The organism is Vibrio furnissii CIP 102972, from assembly GCF_000176175.1.
Classification (GTDB): Bacteria; Pseudomonadota; Gammaproteobacteria; order Enterobacterales; family Vibrionaceae; genus Vibrio; species Vibrio furnissii.
The window spans coordinates 660,581-676,574 of sequence record NZ_ACZP01000014.1 but is presented as its reverse complement, the minus strand read 5'-3'; the positions used below and the strand labels follow the sequence as shown (position 1 = coordinate 676,574).

13 protein-coding genes are annotated in these 15,994 nt (G+C 51.1%); 11 read left to right on the top strand and 2 right to left on the bottom strand.

Going from position 1 to position 15,994, the window contains the following annotated elements:
* The first annotated feature begins 10 nt into the window (after positions 1-10).
* From VFA_RS13280 to VFA_RS13270, 3 genes are all read left to right on the top strand, one after another.
* Positions 11-604 carry a TetR/AcrR family transcriptional regulator gene (locus VFA_RS13280; RefSeq protein WP_004727358.1) on the top strand — a complete coding sequence of 198 codons (594 nt, stop codon included), beginning with the start codon at positions 11-13 and terminating at the stop codon, positions 602-604.
* 102 nt (positions 605-706) lie between these two features.
* Entirely contained in the window at positions 707-1,564 is an 858-nt protein-coding gene (locus tag VFA_RS13275) for an alpha/beta hydrolase (protein ID WP_004727357.1), read from the top strand.
* Positions 1,565-1,761: 197 nt separating this feature from the next.
* Entirely contained in the window at positions 1,762-3,150 is a 1,389-nt protein-coding gene (locus VFA_RS13270) for an SLC13 family permease (protein WP_004727356.1), read from the top strand.
* A gap of 27 nt (positions 3,151-3,177) precedes the next feature.
* On the opposite strand, the gene VFA_RS13265 is transcribed toward VFA_RS13270, so the two are convergent.
* Entirely contained in the window at positions 3,178-3,726 is a 549-nt protein-coding gene (locus VFA_RS13265; protein ID WP_004727355.1) for a GNAT family N-acetyltransferase, read from the bottom strand.
* Positions 3,727-3,958: 232 nt separating this feature from the next.
* On the opposite strand from VFA_RS13265, the gene VFA_RS13260 reads away from it, so the two are divergent.
* Entirely contained in the window at positions 3,959-5,236 is a 1,278-nt protein-coding gene (locus VFA_RS13260; protein ID WP_038151766.1) for an HD-GYP domain-containing protein, read from the top strand.
* A gap of 52 nt (positions 5,237-5,288) precedes the next feature.
* Here the strand turns inward: VFA_RS13260 and VFA_RS13255 are convergent, their stop codons facing one another.
* Complete coding sequence (locus VFA_RS13255) at positions 5,289-5,909, bottom strand: DUF2057 family protein (protein ID WP_004727353.1); 621 nt, start codon at positions 5,907-5,909, stop codon at positions 5,289-5,291.
* 447 nt (positions 5,910-6,356) lie between these two features.
* On the opposite strand from VFA_RS13255, the gene VFA_RS13250 reads away from it, so the two are divergent.
* The 7 genes from VFA_RS13250 to VFA_RS13215 all read left to right on the top strand — a co-directional run bounded on the left by VFA_RS13250 (position 6,357) and on the right by VFA_RS13215 (position 15,993).
* Entirely contained in the window at positions 6,357-7,754 is a 1,398-nt protein-coding gene (locus VFA_RS13250; protein ID WP_004727351.1) for a tryptophanase, read from the top strand.
* 317 nt (positions 7,755-8,071) lie between these two features.
* On the top strand, positions 8,072-10,612 hold the full coding sequence (locus tag VFA_RS13245) for a glycosyl hydrolase family 18 protein (protein ID WP_004727350.1): 2,541 nt from the start codon (positions 8,072-8,074) through the stop codon (positions 10,610-10,612).
* A gap of 135 nt (positions 10,613-10,747) precedes the next feature.
* Positions 10,748-11,119, top strand: a complete 372-nt coding sequence (locus tag VFA_RS13240) for a GntR family transcriptional regulator (RefSeq protein ID WP_004727349.1) — start codon at positions 10,748-10,750, stop codon at positions 11,117-11,119.
* On the top strand, positions 11,116-11,979 hold the full coding sequence (locus tag VFA_RS13235; RefSeq protein WP_038151762.1) for an ABC transporter ATP-binding protein: 864 nt from the start codon (positions 11,116-11,118) through the stop codon (positions 11,977-11,979). The genes VFA_RS13240 and VFA_RS13235 overlap by 4 nt, the downstream gene beginning before the upstream one ends.
* Positions 11,979-12,833, top strand: coding sequence for a hypothetical protein (locus VFA_RS13230; RefSeq protein ID WP_004727347.1), 855 nt, complete (start codon positions 11,979-11,981; stop codon positions 12,831-12,833). Before VFA_RS13235 ends, VFA_RS13230 begins: the two co-directional genes overlap by 1 nt.
* A gap of 269 nt (positions 12,834-13,102) precedes the next feature.
* A complete protein-coding gene (locus VFA_RS13225; protein WP_004727346.1) occupies positions 13,103-14,989 on the top strand; it encodes a methyl-accepting chemotaxis protein in 1,887 nt (628 codons plus the stop codon).
* A gap of 269 nt (positions 14,990-15,258) precedes the next feature.
* The gene (locus tag VFA_RS13215) at positions 15,259-15,993 is read left to right on the top strand and encodes an IclR family transcriptional regulator (RefSeq protein WP_004727345.1); all 735 of its coding nucleotides are present in this window, start codon (positions 15,259-15,261) and stop codon (positions 15,991-15,993) included.
* The last annotated feature ends 1 nt before the right edge of the window (position 15,994 follow it).

Sequence of the window (15,994 nt, the reverse complement as noted above, 5' to 3'; positions counted from 1 at the left end):
GCGGTCAATAATGAGTAAAGGTCGAATCACTCGAGAGAATATATTGCTCACGGCGTTTGAGCTGGCAAGCGCCAATGGTTTGGAAAGTTTGACCATCGGTGAGCTGGCTAAGCAGTGTGGTATGTCTAAAAGTGGGTTGTTCGCGCACTTCAATTCCAAAGAGAACCTGCAAATCGCGGTGTTGGAATTTGCGAATCAAACCTTTATCCACCGAGTGATCGTGCCGGCTCGTGAACTGGGTGATGGCGACATCGAACGCAAACTGCGCCGAATTTTGGACAACTGGTTGGGCTGGAACCAATCGTTTCAAGGCAGTTGTATGTTTTTAGATGCGTGGAAAGAAGCGGCGTACACCGATTGTGCCATTCAACAAACCTTAAAAGCGGCGATTTCGAGCTGGATTCACTATTTGCAGATTCAAATCAGCAAAGGCGTTGAGCAAGGGCAGTTTGTCGCAAGCCTGAATGCTCAGCAAGCGAGTTATGAATTGTATGGGCTCTATCTGAGTGCGCATCTGTTTTATTCAATCTATGGGCAAGAGCAAAGTGACCAGCATTTTTGGCAGGGCGTCGATGCGCTGCTGGCGCGCTGGAAAAAGGCCTAAAGCATTTGGCTCACGCGTGTCCATTTAGCGAGTGAGCCTGAACACAAAAATTTTTACTAATAAAAAGCACGAACGTTCGTTTTTGTGCTGAAGGATAACACCATGAGTGAGAAGATTTATTTCAATACGTCTGGCAAATTCAGTCTGCGTCGCAGCCTCGTGAATTGGACCACCCGCCTGCACCATACGGTGGCGCCAGCCCATGCGCGTAAAACGGCGCGCAAATTGTTGCTCACGCCTGCTCGCATGACGGCAAAGAACGAGGTGCCGCAAGGCATGATCAAAAGTCAGGTAGATTCTGCGGAAGGCAAATTAACCACCTATCGCCTGGGCGAAGGGCCAGTGTGGTTGCTGACTCATGGCTGGTCGGGGGCATCGAGCCAGTTCTTTCCTTTGATGGAGCACATCGCAGCGCAAGGTTATACCGCGCTGGCTTACGATCATCCCGCGCATGGTGAGAGTGAAGGGGCATTTGGTCACGTTCCGGCGTTTGTGCGTGGTTTGGAGGCGATTCTTGACAGTGAACCGGCGTTCATCGGGTTGATCGGCCACAGCATGGGGAACGTCACTGCGCTGGAATGTCGCCATGCCAAGCTGGCAGACTGCCCGATGATGCTCATCGCACCAGTACTCGACTACTTGGACAATTTGTTTGGCACAGTGGCTCGCTCTGGTTATTCGATGCGTCTGTTTGAAGAAGTGGTTAACGAAGTTCAAGATGAGTACCGTTATCCCATCCATTCCATTCAACCGTATCAAAGCCTGACGTTACGTCGTACACCAACCATCATTGTTCATGATGAAAAGGATCGCTTTGCGCGTTATGCCGAATCACACAAGGCAGCCGAGGAAATTGCAAACGTCACTTTGATTACGACCAAAAATCAAGGACATGGAAGAATTATGAAAGGAAATGAAGTGAAATCTGCTTTTGAACAAATTGTTAAATTCATTGACTAGGTAAATTGTTTTAATTGAAACACGTGTTTTCCTGATTTGTTAAATTTTGTGGGGTTGGGATTTCTATTTATTTCAATGTGTTAAATTGTAAGTGATAGTTTTGATAGGCTTAACAATTTCGCAATAATTATTATCTCCTTTGTTTGATTCTATGTGATGATCAGGATGCCGATTGGCCTCCATAAGGAAGAATAATAATGAATCGAAACGATAGTGTCCCTTTACCCCACAATACCCGAGAATGGTTTCTTAACCGCAATAGCCTCATCATCCTGGCGGATGTGGTGCTATTTTTTATCTTATTTAAGACGCTGCCATTTGAACCGAATGTTGTCCTCGGTATCAGTATGTTGGCGTTTATCGCTGTCCTTTGGTTGACCGAAGCACTGCACGTCACCGTCACCGCCATTTTGGTTCCAATCATGGCCGTGTTGTTTGGTGTTTTCGATACGCAGGCTGCGCTCAACAACTTTGCTAACTCCGTGATTTTCCTCTTCTTGGGTGGTTTTGCGCTCGCTGCTGCGATGCACCGCCAAGGGTTGGATAAAGTCATCGCCGACAAAGTGTTGATTATGGCGCGTGGCAAAATGAGTGTGGCCGTGTTTATGCTGTTTGGTGTCACGGCGGTGCTGTCCATGTGGATCAGTAATACCGCCACCGCTGCGATGATGTTGCCACTGGTACTTGGCGTGCTGAGCAAAGTGGATGACGATCGTGGCCACAGCACTTATGTTTTCGTGCTACTCGGCATTGCATACAGTGCCAGTATTGGTGGGATTGCCACCGTGGTTGGTAGCCCGCCCAATGCGATTGCGGCCGCTGAAGTTGGCTTGTCGTTTACCGATTGGATGGCGTTTGGTCTACCCACGACGCTGGTGATGTTGCCGATGGCCATTGTGGTGCTTTATCTGCTGTTGAAACCGGACTTGAGTGGTCACTTTGAATTGAATCACCAAGCGGTGGATTGGGATAAAGGTAAAGTGGTCACGCTGGCCATTTTCGCACTGACTGTTTTCCTGTGGATCTTCAGTAAGCCGGTGAACGCCATGCTGGGCGGCTTCAAGAGCTTTGATACCGTGATTGCGTTGGGAGCGATTGTTCTGGTCAGCTTTGCGCGTGTCGTGCATTGGAAAGACATCGAGAAAACGGCCGACTGGGGTGTATTGCTGCTGTTCGGTGGTGGTATCTGTTTAAGTAACGTGCTGAAACAAACCGGCACCAGCGTATTCCTCGCTAATGAACTGAGTGCGATGATTGCCGACATGAACTTGCTGTTCATCGTTTTGGTGATTGCGGCGTTTGTGGTGTTCTTGACTGAATTTGCCAGTAACACGGCGAGTGCTGCGCTGCTCATCCCAGTGTTTGCCAGTGTGGCTGAAGCGTTTGGTATTTCGCCCATCTTGCTATCGGTCTTGATTGCTGTTGCCGCTTCGTGTGCCTTTATGTTGCCTGTTGCAACACCACCGAACGCGATTGTGTTCGCCACGGGTCACATTAAGCAAAGCGAGATGATGCGAGTGGGGATGTTCTTGAATATTGCGTGTATCGCCTTGTTGTCGATGATTGCAATGTTCTTCTGGCAATAACGGAAAGCGGAGCTTAGCTCCGCTTTTTTATGGATGTTGATTGGCGTGGGCGCGCGTTAGGCCATAGACAATATGGTCTACGACGCGCCCATTGAGGTCTTCCGCTCGCGTGATGAGGCCTTCCTGAACAAACCCCAAGCGCTTGGCCACGGCTTGACTCGGCAGGTTGCCACTGGCCGCCGCCAATTCCACTTTTTCCAACTGATACTGATGGAACGCCACCTCGATCAACTTGGCTACCGCGCGCGTGGCAATGCCTTTCCCTTGATGAGGTTGTGATAACCAATAGCCGATTCTGGCTTTGCCCAAATCGCGATTAATGTCCTGCAAGCTGCAGTTACCAACCAATTCACCTCGATAGAACATCGCACACACCAGCACTTTGCCATCGGCATAATCGTGCAGCATATTTTGTGCAAACAATTCAAAATCTTGCTGGCTTCGGCAATGGGGCGGCCAGGCCAACCATTGCGACAGGTACACACGTTGATCCGCCACGATTTGCGCATAAAGCGGGGCAAAGGATTCTTCAATCATCGCCAGCTGGAGTTCATCATCCACGTTGAGAGTAAACATTCTAACCACCTGATTTTGTATGTTATTTGTTCTTTATTGTGAGGTGTACCGTAACACTTTTCTCGCGAGGACGGTAAGTTATTCGTACCTCATATCAAGATGAAACTTGTGGCACATAGAATTCGTCACAGATTCCACAAAAACCTTAAGAATTGTCAGGACTAAGTAGTCCGTTTGTATTAGTCTCGAACCACATGATTATTCATCAATCGTTTAGTGTCAGTTAGCCAATATGGAATTGCATACGGAAGAAGTCAGTGTTGACTTACGCAAGGTGTTATTGGGCATTGCTCAAGCATTGGATGCGGTCGGGTTTGACGAACCTCATCATAGCCACCGAGTCGGGTACATGGCTTATCGGTGCGCTAAATTAATGGGCTGGGATGAAGAACAGGCTCAGCTCGCTTTTTCGACCGGCTTGGTGCACGACTGTGGATCCACGCAGTCGTCGGCATCGATGCCGCTGTTCTTTCCCTTTCAGCCTGGCAGCTTTGCTCGCCACTGTGAAAAAGGGTACAACCTACTGAGCGAATGTGCGCCGCTGTCGTGTTTTGCCACGCCGGTGTTGTATCACCACACGCCGTGGAGCGAGTTGCAGCACCTGCCGATTGCCGATACGGACAAAGAATTGGCAACCCTCATTTATCTGGTCAACCGCGTGGATCACTTGTACCGCCAGCAGACCAAAGATAAATATGGCAACCTCAACGCAGCAGCGAAACAGTCCATCGCGCACCAGTTACAGCAGCATTCGGGCAGTGTGTTTGAAGCCAATATGGTCCAGCACATGACAGAGCTGGTGGACAACGATGACTTTTGGTTTGCCATGCATCCTCATTACATTGAAGCGCAAATGCTCAACCTTGATGTGGTGCCTTTTTTCTCAAGTAACTTGGGGCTTGAGCAAACCATCGCGATTGCGGAATTGTTTGCCAAAGTGGTCGACGCCAAAAGCACCTTTACCTTTCAGCATTCACTCAAAGTGGCACAGCTTTCCAAGTATCTGGCCAAGCAGTTAGCCTATTCGCCTAAAATGCAAAACATGTTGTATTTGGCGGGGTTGGTGCATGACATTGGGAAATTGCGCACGCCGGATGTGGTGCTGCATAAACCGGGAAAACTCACTGCGGAAGAGTACACGTGCATTAAACGTCATGCGACGGACACGCGCTTTATTCTACAGGGGATTATTACGTCGCCGAGAATCTGCGAATGGGCATCCAATCACCATGAACGGCTAGACGGGTCGGGGTATCCGCTGGGCAAAACGACCTTGGATCTGGACCGGCCTAGTCGAATTATCGCCGTGTCTGATGTGTTTCAGGCGCTAACCCAGTCTCGTCCGTATCGAGATGGCATTTCGCTGGAAAAAGCGTTGAGCATTGTGGAATCGTTGGTGGATGCCAATCAGTTGGATCGCGAGATCTTTACCTGCCTCAAGCAGCACGCCGAATGCTGTTATCAGATTTCGAGCGATGATGACGCGTTGGCGCAGTCTCAAGTGATTTAATGAAAAACGGGCGCCCTTTGGACGCCCGTTTTGCTCATTCGATAAGCAGTACTTATTTCTGATTCACGTACGCTTTAAAGCGAGCTTGCGTTTGTGGATCGGCTTTGTTGTACCAGAAATGCAGCATTTCTTCGGCAGTGGTGTCGCCCGCAGAGCCTTCTTTGCTTGGTTTGATAAACGCGGTGGCGATTGCGGCAGGTCCGCCTTGCAGGTTGTACTCAAATGTTTCTTGTTTGTAGTCACGGCCAATCTGCATGCCTTGTTTGATCAGGCGGTCTTGCTCAAGGCCCACGGCGTTGCCTTGTTGATCACGCAGTGCCCATTCCATCGCTTTGATGTTGTTTTGCGCGTCATCCGCGTTGCGGTACTGCGGCATGTCGAAGTCTAATGTTTTGTCGGTGGCGGTGAATTTGGCGATCACGACGTCACTTTCGACACCGATGCGGTCATTCCCTTGCGTGAAGTATGGGTTGTAGCGGAACACGATTTGTTGCTGGCCATCGTCCATTTCAACGCTTTTGGTGGATGAGAAAATGCTGCCTGAAGATTGAGGTTTGGCGCCATTGACCACCAAAAGGTCGATGGAATCTGGAATGTTCAATGTTACTTTTGCGGCAGCTGAAGCACTAAAAATAATAGCCAAAAGACATGATAAAGATTTGATTGTATTCATTAGTTTTATCCTTTTAACCGCTTTCGCGTAATAACCTGTGAGGGTGCCGATTGTCGCTATGAATTGCAAGTTTTCCCCCGCACGGATGGATGAATTTCATCAAAATTTAACAACTCAGGCAATCACGCACACCGCGTAAGATGTGAGCGCGCTGGCAAAGTGTGCATTTTAAGCACGTCAATATCCCGCCCGCTGCACTATAGTGATGACATCACTCACCAACCAGAAGATAACGCGATGGACTTCAATGCAAAGCACGACATCAAGTTAGTGTTGTCGTGTTGGTATAACCTTGATTTCGGCTTGTCACTGCTCAGCAAAACCGCTTCTCACGCTTAACGCCTTGGCCTGATTCAGGCCGCCCTGTGCCGCTTGTGGCACACCCATCCATGAATCAAACGCTGCCACACCCTGCGGGTTTGGGCGGCGTATGAAGGACCGTTAAGTATGAAACGCATTCCAGAACCGTTCCGCATTAAAATGGTGGAACCGATTAAAATGACCACCTTTTCCGATCGTCAACAGGCGTTAAAAGAGGCCGGATACAACCCATTTTTGCTGCGCAGCGACGATGTATACATCGATCTGCTCACCGACTCCGGCACCGGCGCCATGAGTGACAACCAATGGGCCGGCTTGATGCTCGGTGATGAATCCTATGCTGGCAGTCGCAATTACTACAACTTATGTGCGGCGGTAGAGCACTTCTTTGGTTACTCACTGACGGTGCCTGCGCACCAAGGCCGCGGCGCCGAGCAAATTCTGTTTCCTGCATTAATTGAACGTATGCGCCAAGTGCGCGGCGGCACCACGCCGGTGTTTATTTCCAACTACCATTTTGACACCACCGCCGGTCATATCGAACTCAATGGCGGCACCGCGGTCAACGTGGTGACTCAAGAAGCATTTGATACCACCACGCCGTATGACTGGAAAGGCAATTTCGACCTCGACAAGTTGCAAACCACCATCGATCACTACGGTGCCCAGAACATTTGCGCCATCATCACCACGGTCACCTGTAACAGCTCGGGCGGGCAGCCCGTGTCGATGGCGAACATGCGTGCGGTGTATGAGATAGCCAGCCGTCACGACATTCCGGTGGTGATCGACTCGGCGCGCTATTGTGAAAATGCCTATTTCATTAAACAGCGTGAGGCCGGTTACGCCGATGCCACGATTTTGGACATCATCCGCGAGATGTATCAATACGGCGACATGCTCACCATGTCGGCCAAGAAAGATCCGATGGTCAATATTGGTGGCCTGTGTTGTATTCGCGATCACGAAGAGCTGTTTCAAGCGGTGCGCACACGTTGTGTGCCGATGGAGGGGTTTGTGACCTATGGCGGCATGGCCGGGCGCGACATGGAAGCGCTGGCACGTGGCTTGTACGAAGCGGCCAACGAAGACTTCTTGCACTATCGCATCAGTCAGGTGGCCTATTTGGGCGAGCGCCTGCGTGAGGCTGGGATTCCGATTCAATACCCAACTGGTGGGCACGCGGTGTTTGTGGATGCGGCGAAGATCTTGCCTCACATTCCAGCCGATCAGTTTCCGGCACAAGTGCTGTGCAACGAGCTCTATCTCGAAGCGGGCATTCGTGCGGTCGAAATCGGTTCGCTGCTGCTGGGGCGCGATCCGCAAACGGGTGTGCAAAAGGCGGCAGAGCTGGAGTTGATGCGCCTGACCATTCCCCGTCGCGTCTATACCAACGATCACATGGATTATATTGCTGACGCGATCATTGCACTGGCCAAGCGCGCGTCGTGCTTTAAAGGGCTTGAATTTACCTATGAACCGCCGGTATTACGCCATTTTACGGCGAAGTTTCGTCCACTCTAACTGAGTTGTTGTTCACTAAAGCCCTCTTTTCAGAGGGCTTTTCTGTTTTAGCCATCATTTCGAATCTTTATTAGTGCAAAAAAATAAATTTGCCTCATTCGCTGTGTCAAAATTCTGAATTTCTGGCACAGAGTAGAATTTAGCGTGCAATCGCGTGCGTTTTCGCTACGAATTGCTCGTTGTGACTCGAAAAGCGTTTTAATTTTTTTTCAAAAAAATAAAGTCTCCCAAATACTGAAGCCGATGTTCTTCAATGTGTGACCGAAGAGCAGCCAACTCATGTTGAGTACAATCTGCAAGGAATGAGAGAAATAGATATGAATCGTATTACTCTGTGCGCCGCAAGTATTGCACTGGCTCTGTCTGGATCGGCCTTAGCGGCTCCGGCGGCACCAAGTATTGATGTCTACGGGTCGAACAATCTGCAATTTTCGAAAATTGAACTCGCGATGGAAACCACCGCGGGCTACAACCAGATGGTGACATACCACGACGAAGCGCCCATCAGCATTACGTTTAACCAGTGGAGTGGTGAAACGGGCAACACCTATAAGATTTATTTCGATGGCGAAGAAGTGGCGTCTGGCCCCATTTCAGGCAGCCAAACGACCGCCAGTTTCACCTACAGCAAAGGCGGCCTGTACCAGTTGGAAGTGGCCGCGTGTGATGACAGCGGTTGCAGTACCAGCGCGCCCGTTGAATTGACCATTGCCGATACCGACGGGTCACATCTCAAGCCGCTGACCATGAACGTGGATCCCAACAACAAAACTTACACCACCGATGCCAATACCGTGGTCGGGACGTACTTTGTTGAATGGGGCATTTATGGCCGCAACTACACCGTGGATAACATTCCAGCACAAAACTTAACGCACATTCTGTATGGATTTATCCCGATTTGTGGGCCGAACGAGTCGGTGAAATCGGTTGGCGGCAACAGCTACAACGCGCTGATGACGGCGTGTCAGGGCGTGCCCGATTACGAAGTGGTGATCCACGACCCTTGGGCGGCATATCAGAAAAGTTTCGCTCAGGCCGGTCATGAATACAGCTCTCCAATCAAGGGCAACTACGCCATGATGATGGCGCTGAAGCAGCGTTATCCTGATTTGAAAATCATTCCTTCGGTTGGCGGTTGGACGCTCTCTGATCCCTTCTTCGATTTCACCACTAAAGCCAATCGCGACACGTTTGTGGCTTCGGTCAAACGCTTCCTGACCACATGGAAATTCTTTGATGGGGTGGACATCGACTGGGAATTCCCGGGCGGTGATGGCGCGGCGCCTGATCTGGGCGATCCAGTCAATGACGGCCCAGCGTACGTTGCCTTGATGCAAGAACTGCGCACCATGTTGGATGGGCTGGAAGCCGAAACCGGCCGCACTTATGAACTGACATCAGCGATTGGCGTCGGTTACGACAAGATTGAAGACGTGAACTACGCCGATGCGGTGCAGTACATGGATTACATCTTTGCCATGACTTACGATTTCTACGGCGGCTGGAACAACGTGTTGGGTCACCAAACCGCACTGAACTGCGGCACGTTCATGCGCCCAGGCCAATGTGATGGAACGGGTGTAGATGAAAATGGTGAAGCATACAAAGGCCCGGCGTACACCGCTGACCGTGGGATTCAGCTTCTGCTGGCCCAAGGCGTGCCAGCCAACAAATTGGTTCTGGGGACGGCGATGTACGGCCGTGGCTGGGATGGTGTGATGCCGTCCAGCTTGAGCGATCCGACCGACCCGATGACCGGTGTGGGCAATGGCAAACTCACCGGATCAACCGCGCAAGGCGTGTGGGAAGCAGGTGTGATTGACTACAAAGGCATCAAAGCCAACATGTTGGGCGCGGATAACACCGGCATCAATGGGTTTGAATATGGCTACGATGCGCAAGCAGAAGCACCTTGGGTGTGGAATCGCACTTCGGGTCAGTTAATTACCTTTGATGATGACCGCTCTGTGAAAGCCAAAGGTGCGTATGCACGTAGCCTAGGCTTGGCGGGTTTGTTCTCGTGGGAAATCGATGCCGACAACGGTGATATTCTCAATGCGATGCATGAAGGTTTGGCGGACGGCGGTACACCGCCAGCAAACCGCGCGCCAACAGCCAATGCGGGTGTGGCTCAAACGGTGACAGGTCCTGCGAGTGTAACGTTGGATGGCAGCGCATCAGCCGATAGCGATGGCACAATCGCCAGCTACCTGTGGGAACAAACCGGCGGCGATGCGGTGACGCTGAGCAATGCAAGCGCAGTTCAGGCGAGCTTTACTGCGCCGGAAGTGACCAGTGAACAGAGCTTCACCTTCAAGCTCACCGTGACGGATGACGATGGCGCCAGCGCTTCGGCAACGACGACGGTAACCGTGAAACCGGTTGGCGGCGCTGAAAATACTGCGCCAGTGGCCGTCGTGAACGCACCAGCACAGGTTAATGCAGGGGAGACGGTGGTCGTGGATGCGTCGGCATCCAGCGATGCGGATCTGGATACGCTGACCTTTAGCTGGACGGTGCCTGCTGGAATCGAGGCGGCGATCAATGGCAGCCAAGTGACGTTTGTCGCGCCGGAGTACACCCAAGATACCACGTTGAGTTTCTCGGTGACGGTCAGCGATGGTCAGGCGAGTGCGTCCGCAACGACGGATGTGGTGGTGCTGAAAACATCCAGCGGCGGTGAAACGTGTGACAACTTGTGGGATGCCAGTGCTGTGTACGTGGGTGGCAACCAAGTCACATGGTCGGGCAGTGTGTGGGAAGCCAAATGGTGGACACAAGGTGACGATCCAACGCAATCGGGTGAGTGGGGTGTGTGGAAATTGATTGGGGACGCAGACTGCGCAACGAATTGATTTTAATCCCGTGATTGAAATGAAAGGCTCTGCTTCGGCAGGGCCTTTTTCATGGGGGATGAAAAAGCATGTTGCCAAAAACAGTAATCGAGTTTAGTGTTATATACATATATAACACCATATCGGTAATGCACAGTGACAGAATGGCAGGATAACCAACCGATTTTTCGCCAGTTGGCGGACAAGATCACCGAGCAGATTTTGCAGGGCATCTGGCCCGAAGGTGAAGCACTTCCATCCGTGCGAACCGTTTCCGCCGATCTGAAAATTAATCACCTGACGGTGATGAAAGGCTATCAGTTACTGGTGGATGAAGGGCTGGTGGAAAAGCGCCGCGGCCAAGGCATGTTTGTGGCCAGTGGTGCACTCAGCCAACTGAGAACGCAGCAGCGACAGCAGTTTTTAGAACAGCAAATTCCACAGATTGCGGCGACGCTGGCACAACTGGACATGTCGCTAGACGATTTTATGCAACAGTTAAAACAACACATTGAGGATGCAGCATGAGGCCGTATGTTGAAGTAAAACAGGTGTCGAAACAGTATTCGGCTTCGCATGGAGAAACGGCGCTACATCCGGTCAGCTTTACCCTAGCGCCGGGACAGGTGTTGGGGTTGCTTGGCCATAACGGCGCGGGCAAGTCGACGTTAATCAAAGCGCTGCTGGGCGCGCACCATTATCAGGGTGAAATTCATATTCTAGGGCGCAATCCCATCCAGCAACGTGCTCAAGTCATGGAACATTTGGCCTACATTTCGGACGTCAATGTGCTGCCGGAGTGGATGACGGTGCAGCAACTGCTCAAATACACTTCGGGTGTGCATCCGAGCTTTTCGCTGGGCAAAGCGCAGTCGGTACTGGCCAAAACGGACATTCACTTACACAGTAAAATCAAAGCGTTGTCGAAAGGCATGAAGGTGCAATTGCATCTGGCATTGGTGATTGCCACGGACACCAAAGTGCTGATTCTGGATGAGCCCACATTAGGGCTTGATCTCATCTATCGCGACACGTTTTATCGTCATTTGTTGGAATGGTTTCACGATGGCGAACGCGCGCTGATTATCGCCAGCCATGAAGTGTCGGAAATCGAACACCTGTTGACCGATGTGTTGATTCTTAAGCAAGGCCGCGTGGTGTTGCAAGCGGGCATGGACGAGGTTGAGCAAGGTTACTTTGTGTTGGATGCGCCGACGTCTTTGGCGGGGCAAATTGATGCGCTGCAGCCTCTGTCTGCTCAGGCGAGCTTGGGGACGACGCAGTGGCTGTTGAAAGCGCAGCATCGTGAGGCGGTGGAAGGTTTGGGGCGTATTTACAGTGTAAAACTGGCAGAGCTGTTTTTGGCTCTGCAGAAGGAGAACGCATAATGCATGCATCCGTCTACATGTTAGAAAAAGAGTGGATCGAACACAAAGTGGTTACTCGAATTCCGTTGTTTGTGCTGGCGTGCATGCTGGTGCTGTTTATCGGTTTGTTGAGCAATGGCAATCTGCAGAGCAACCTCTCGTTTGAGATGAGTTACAGTGGTTTTGAACCGTTGGATCTGCAATTTGTCGATCAATTCAGCTCGTTCATGATTGTGGTGGCTGGCGCGCTGTCGATTCTACTCAGCACGCTCTACATCCCCAAAACACTGCGCAAAGAACGTCAGGAAGGCAGTTCTATGTTCTGGCGCAGCATGCCGGTCAGCAACCTCAAAACGCACGGCGTTAAACTGGCGTTTGGTTTGCTGGTGATCCCGGTGGTGTGCTCCGTTTTAGTCATCGCGTCCGATGTGATGTTTTGGTTGGTGAACATGGTCACGGATGATGCGATTCCGCTGCTGTTTCATCAACGTTCACTGCTGTTTGCGGTGACGCATTGGTTGAGCTACCTCGGTCAAATGCTGCTGGTGGCTGTGGCGTTACTGCCGTTGGCGTGCATCACGCTGCTGCTGTCTCAATTGGTGAATTCACCCATTCTGGTGATGTTCATTGGTGTGTATGCATTGAAGTGGTTGAGCTTGGGCTTGTTTGGCACTGAAGTGGTGGGAGATTTCTTTCACCAAGTGCTGGGGTTACCGCTCAATATCTTAATGGATGCGAATCTGTCTGAGGTGATGACGCAAATCAGCACCGTCAATGCGCTGATTTACATCGTACTGGGTGTCGTCAGCTTTATGCTGAGCCTGAAATGCTACCAGACGGACGACGTCTCGTGGCGCACCCTGTTGCAGCGCTAGTCAGGACACGAACAGAAAGGAGGCGATGGCCTCCTTTTTTTGTGCCTGAGATGTCGTCGTCACATTCGCGTGCTTCACATTTTATGCAATGCCTGGCGTATTCTGAATGGACAAAAATGGAATCAATACGACACTTGTGACAAGGCATGGCGATAAAAAGTGATTTTCGTTGGGCGGTTCTCATTTATTTCGAGGCTAAAAATTATAATGCGGACGCCCTGAGGGCGGCTTCGTCGTGAAGCAAATAATAATGACAATCAGGACAGGGTATGTTCAAAAATCTATCGTTAAAAAATAAGCTGGCCATTTCTGCCAGCGCTGCCATTGTGATCGGGGGCGTGCTGGTCGAAGCACTGTCATTCAATGCGTCGTTGAGTCGGTTGGATCTTGAGGTTGAACAGCGTCTGCAAGGCGTCACCGCGTCATACAATCAATACGTGTCGGACTGGCTGGTGTCGAAACAGCGCGCGCTGACGTCGCTGACCTCGGACGCCAAACAAGAGGCCATCGTGACGCACCTGAAACAGGTGAAGCACGCCGCGGCCTTCGACAACGTGTTCCTCGCCTATCCAGATGGTTCACAACAAAACGCCAACGGTGTGGTGCTGCCGCCAGACAACAACGACCCACGCAAGTGGGGATGGTACATCAATGCCAAAGCGAATCCGGCCAATGTGTTCATGGATAACCCAACCGTTGCGGCGGCAACGGGGGCCAATGTGGTGTCGCTTGGTAAAGCCGTGGATTTGTACGGTCAACAATTGGTGCTGGGCGCCGATGTGGAAATTACCGACATTCTCAATAACATGAAACAGGTGGTGTTGCCGGGCACCGGCGACATGTTTATCGTCAACGCGCAAGGCAATATCTTTACGCACGCGAACACCAAACTGCTGAACAAGAGTGTTGCTGAGTTGGGGATCGATTTCTCCGCCATTAAACAGGCCGAACGGTCGGGCAAAGACAGCCGAGTCGAAATCAATGGCGACCAATATGTGTTGGTTGCGCGCGCCATTGACGGCACGACGCTGAGCACCGTGGTTGTCATTAACTATCAATCATTGATTTCACCGCTGTTCGATGCGCTGTGGGGCCAATTATTGGTGACGGCGCTGGTGGTCGTGCTGTGCACCATTTTGTTCAATGTGTTGTGTAACGTGTTGTTCCGTCCGTTGAAAAACGTCTCGCATGCGCTGGAACAGATTGCCAACGGTAGCGGCGATTTAACGCAACGCATCGTGGTGGAAAACAACGATGAAGTCGGCAAATTGGCCGATAGCTTCAATACCTTCGTTGCCAGCCTGCAGCAGTTGATCGGTCACATTCGCCATCAGTCAGAACAATTGACGCAGCAAGCCGAGTATGGCTCGCAACGTGCCAATCAATCGGCATCAGAGCTGGGTATGCAGCAGCAAGAGATCACCATGGTGGCCACGGCGGTCACTGAAATGGCCTCGGCCACGCAGGAAATCGCCTCGCACGCAGAGCAAACTGCCCACGCAGCGCAAGACTCGTCGACCAGTACCACCAATGGTCGTACGCTGGTCTTGAACACCAAAGCCTCCATTAACAACTTGGCCCATGAAGTCAGTCAGGCCAGTGACGTCATTTCGGTGCTCAATCAACATGCCCAAGAGATTTCGACCGTGTTGGCCACGATTCAGAGCATTGCGGAACAGACCAACCTATTGGCACTGAACGCGGCGATTGAAGCGGCTCGTGCCGGTGAACAGGGCCGCGGATTTGCGGTGGTGGCGGATGAAGTGCGCGTGTTATCCCAACGCACGCACACGTCAACGGAAGAGATCAAATCGACCATCGAGACGCTGCAACAAACCACCCAACAGGCGGTGGGCCTCATGTCGAGCAGTTCAACGCTGGCAGCCAACTCGGTGGATGATGCCGATAAAGCGACCCATGCGCTGGAAGAAATTAACGCGGCGGTGGCGCTGATCAGTGATATGGCGACGCAAATCGCGACGGCTGCTGAAGAGCAAACCCACGTGACCAGCGAAATCACGCAAAACATCACGGCGATTAAGGATGTGACCGAGCAATTGGTCGAGGGTGCAGACGACAGTTTGAATCAGTCTAACGTGCTCAAGCAGCAAGCGGCGGAGTTAAGTGCAAAAGTGGCGACGTTTAAACTCGCCTAACTGCCAGTCTCCGCAAAAACTGCCAATAACCGCAAAAAGCGACGCTTCGGCGTCGCTTTTTTGTCGGAAATTCCGCCAAAAGCTGGGTGGAAATTCACCGTATTCTGCGCAACTCTGCAGCGATTTTTCGCTCATCAAATTATGTTTAAATTTGTTAATTTTCATCGTTTTCTCACTTGGTGAGAATGCAATCCTTTAATTCAAATTAAATTCTCGATATATAAGAATTAAGGTTTGAGCTGAAACACGATAAAGGCTAAAAAGCAGTCATGAGCGAAACAAAACAATCTGCGAATCAAGTTAACGAAAAATCACTGCAACTGCTGATGCAGGTCGCGGTGAATGATGAACCGGTCTCGGCCAAAACATTAAGTGAACAATTGCAGGTGCCCCTCAGTAGTTTGTACCGACATCTGAAACTGCTGAAAGAGTGGAACCTGATAGAAGAAAGCCCGCATGACAAAACGTTGATCATCGGTTCAGCGGCCCTTCTTCTGATGCGCAGTTATGAAACCAGCCAGCACAATCTCGATGCCGTCGACGCCGTGTTGAGTCGATTGCAGAAACAGACTGGCGAAATGGCAGCGTACATGGTGCCGGTCGGATACCGGGCTTTGTGTGTGAGCCAAAAAGAGAGCATGCAGGCGCTTCGATGCAGCTTCGTCCAGGGTCAAAGTCAACCCCTGCTTCGTGGCGCCTCATCTAAAGTTATGTTGGCGTATATGCCTGCGCAGCGTTGCGAAAAAATTCTGCGCTATTTCGGTGAAGAACATCGAATGGACAAATGGCAAACCGATTTGGAAAAAATACGTCGACATGGATATGCCGTGAGCACCTCCGAAATTGACCCCGGAGTGTCGGGGATCAGTGCTCCGGTGATGAAAGGGAGTAAGTTGATCGGTGCAATTTCGGTGATGGCCCCAGCCCATCGCGTCGAAACTCACAAGCAGCGTATCATTTTACATGTGTTGCAGGCCGCGCGAGCGTTGCCACCAGAAAGGTAAT

Coding starts and splice junctions, on each gene's coding strand:
- VFA_RS13280 (WP_004727358.1), top strand. CDS start 11: ATGAGTAAAGGTCGAATCACTCGAGAGAATATATTGCTCACGGCGTTT.
- VFA_RS13275 (WP_004727357.1), top strand. CDS start 707: ATGAGTGAGAAGATTTATTTCAATACGTCTGGCAAATTCAGTCTGCGT.
- VFA_RS13270 (WP_004727356.1), top strand. CDS start 1,762: ATGAATCGAAACGATAGTGTCCCTTTACCCCACAATACCCGAGAATGG.
- VFA_RS13265 (WP_004727355.1), bottom strand. CDS start 3,726: ATGTTTACTCTCAACGTGGATGATGAACTCCAGCTGGCGATGATTGAA.
- VFA_RS13260 (WP_038151766.1), top strand. CDS start 3,959: ATGGAATTGCATACGGAAGAAGTCAGTGTTGACTTACGCAAGGTGTTA.
- VFA_RS13255 (WP_004727353.1), bottom strand. CDS start 5,909: ATGAATACAATCAAATCTTTATCATGTCTTTTGGCTATTATTTTTAGT.
- VFA_RS13250 (WP_004727351.1), top strand. CDS start 6,357: ATGAAACGCATTCCAGAACCGTTCCGCATTAAAATGGTGGAACCGATT.
- VFA_RS13245 (WP_004727350.1), top strand. CDS start 8,072: ATGAATCGTATTACTCTGTGCGCCGCAAGTATTGCACTGGCTCTGTCT.
- VFA_RS13235 (WP_038151762.1), top strand. CDS start 11,116: ATGAGGCCGTATGTTGAAGTAAAACAGGTGTCGAAACAGTATTCGGCT.
- VFA_RS13230 (WP_004727347.1), top strand. CDS start 11,979: ATGCATGCATCCGTCTACATGTTAGAAAAAGAGTGGATCGAACACAAA.
- VFA_RS13225 (WP_004727346.1), top strand. CDS start 13,103: ATGTTCAAAAATCTATCGTTAAAAAATAAGCTGGCCATTTCTGCCAGC.
- VFA_RS13215 (WP_004727345.1), top strand. CDS start 15,259: ATGAGCGAAACAAAACAATCTGCGAATCAAGTTAACGAAAAATCACTG.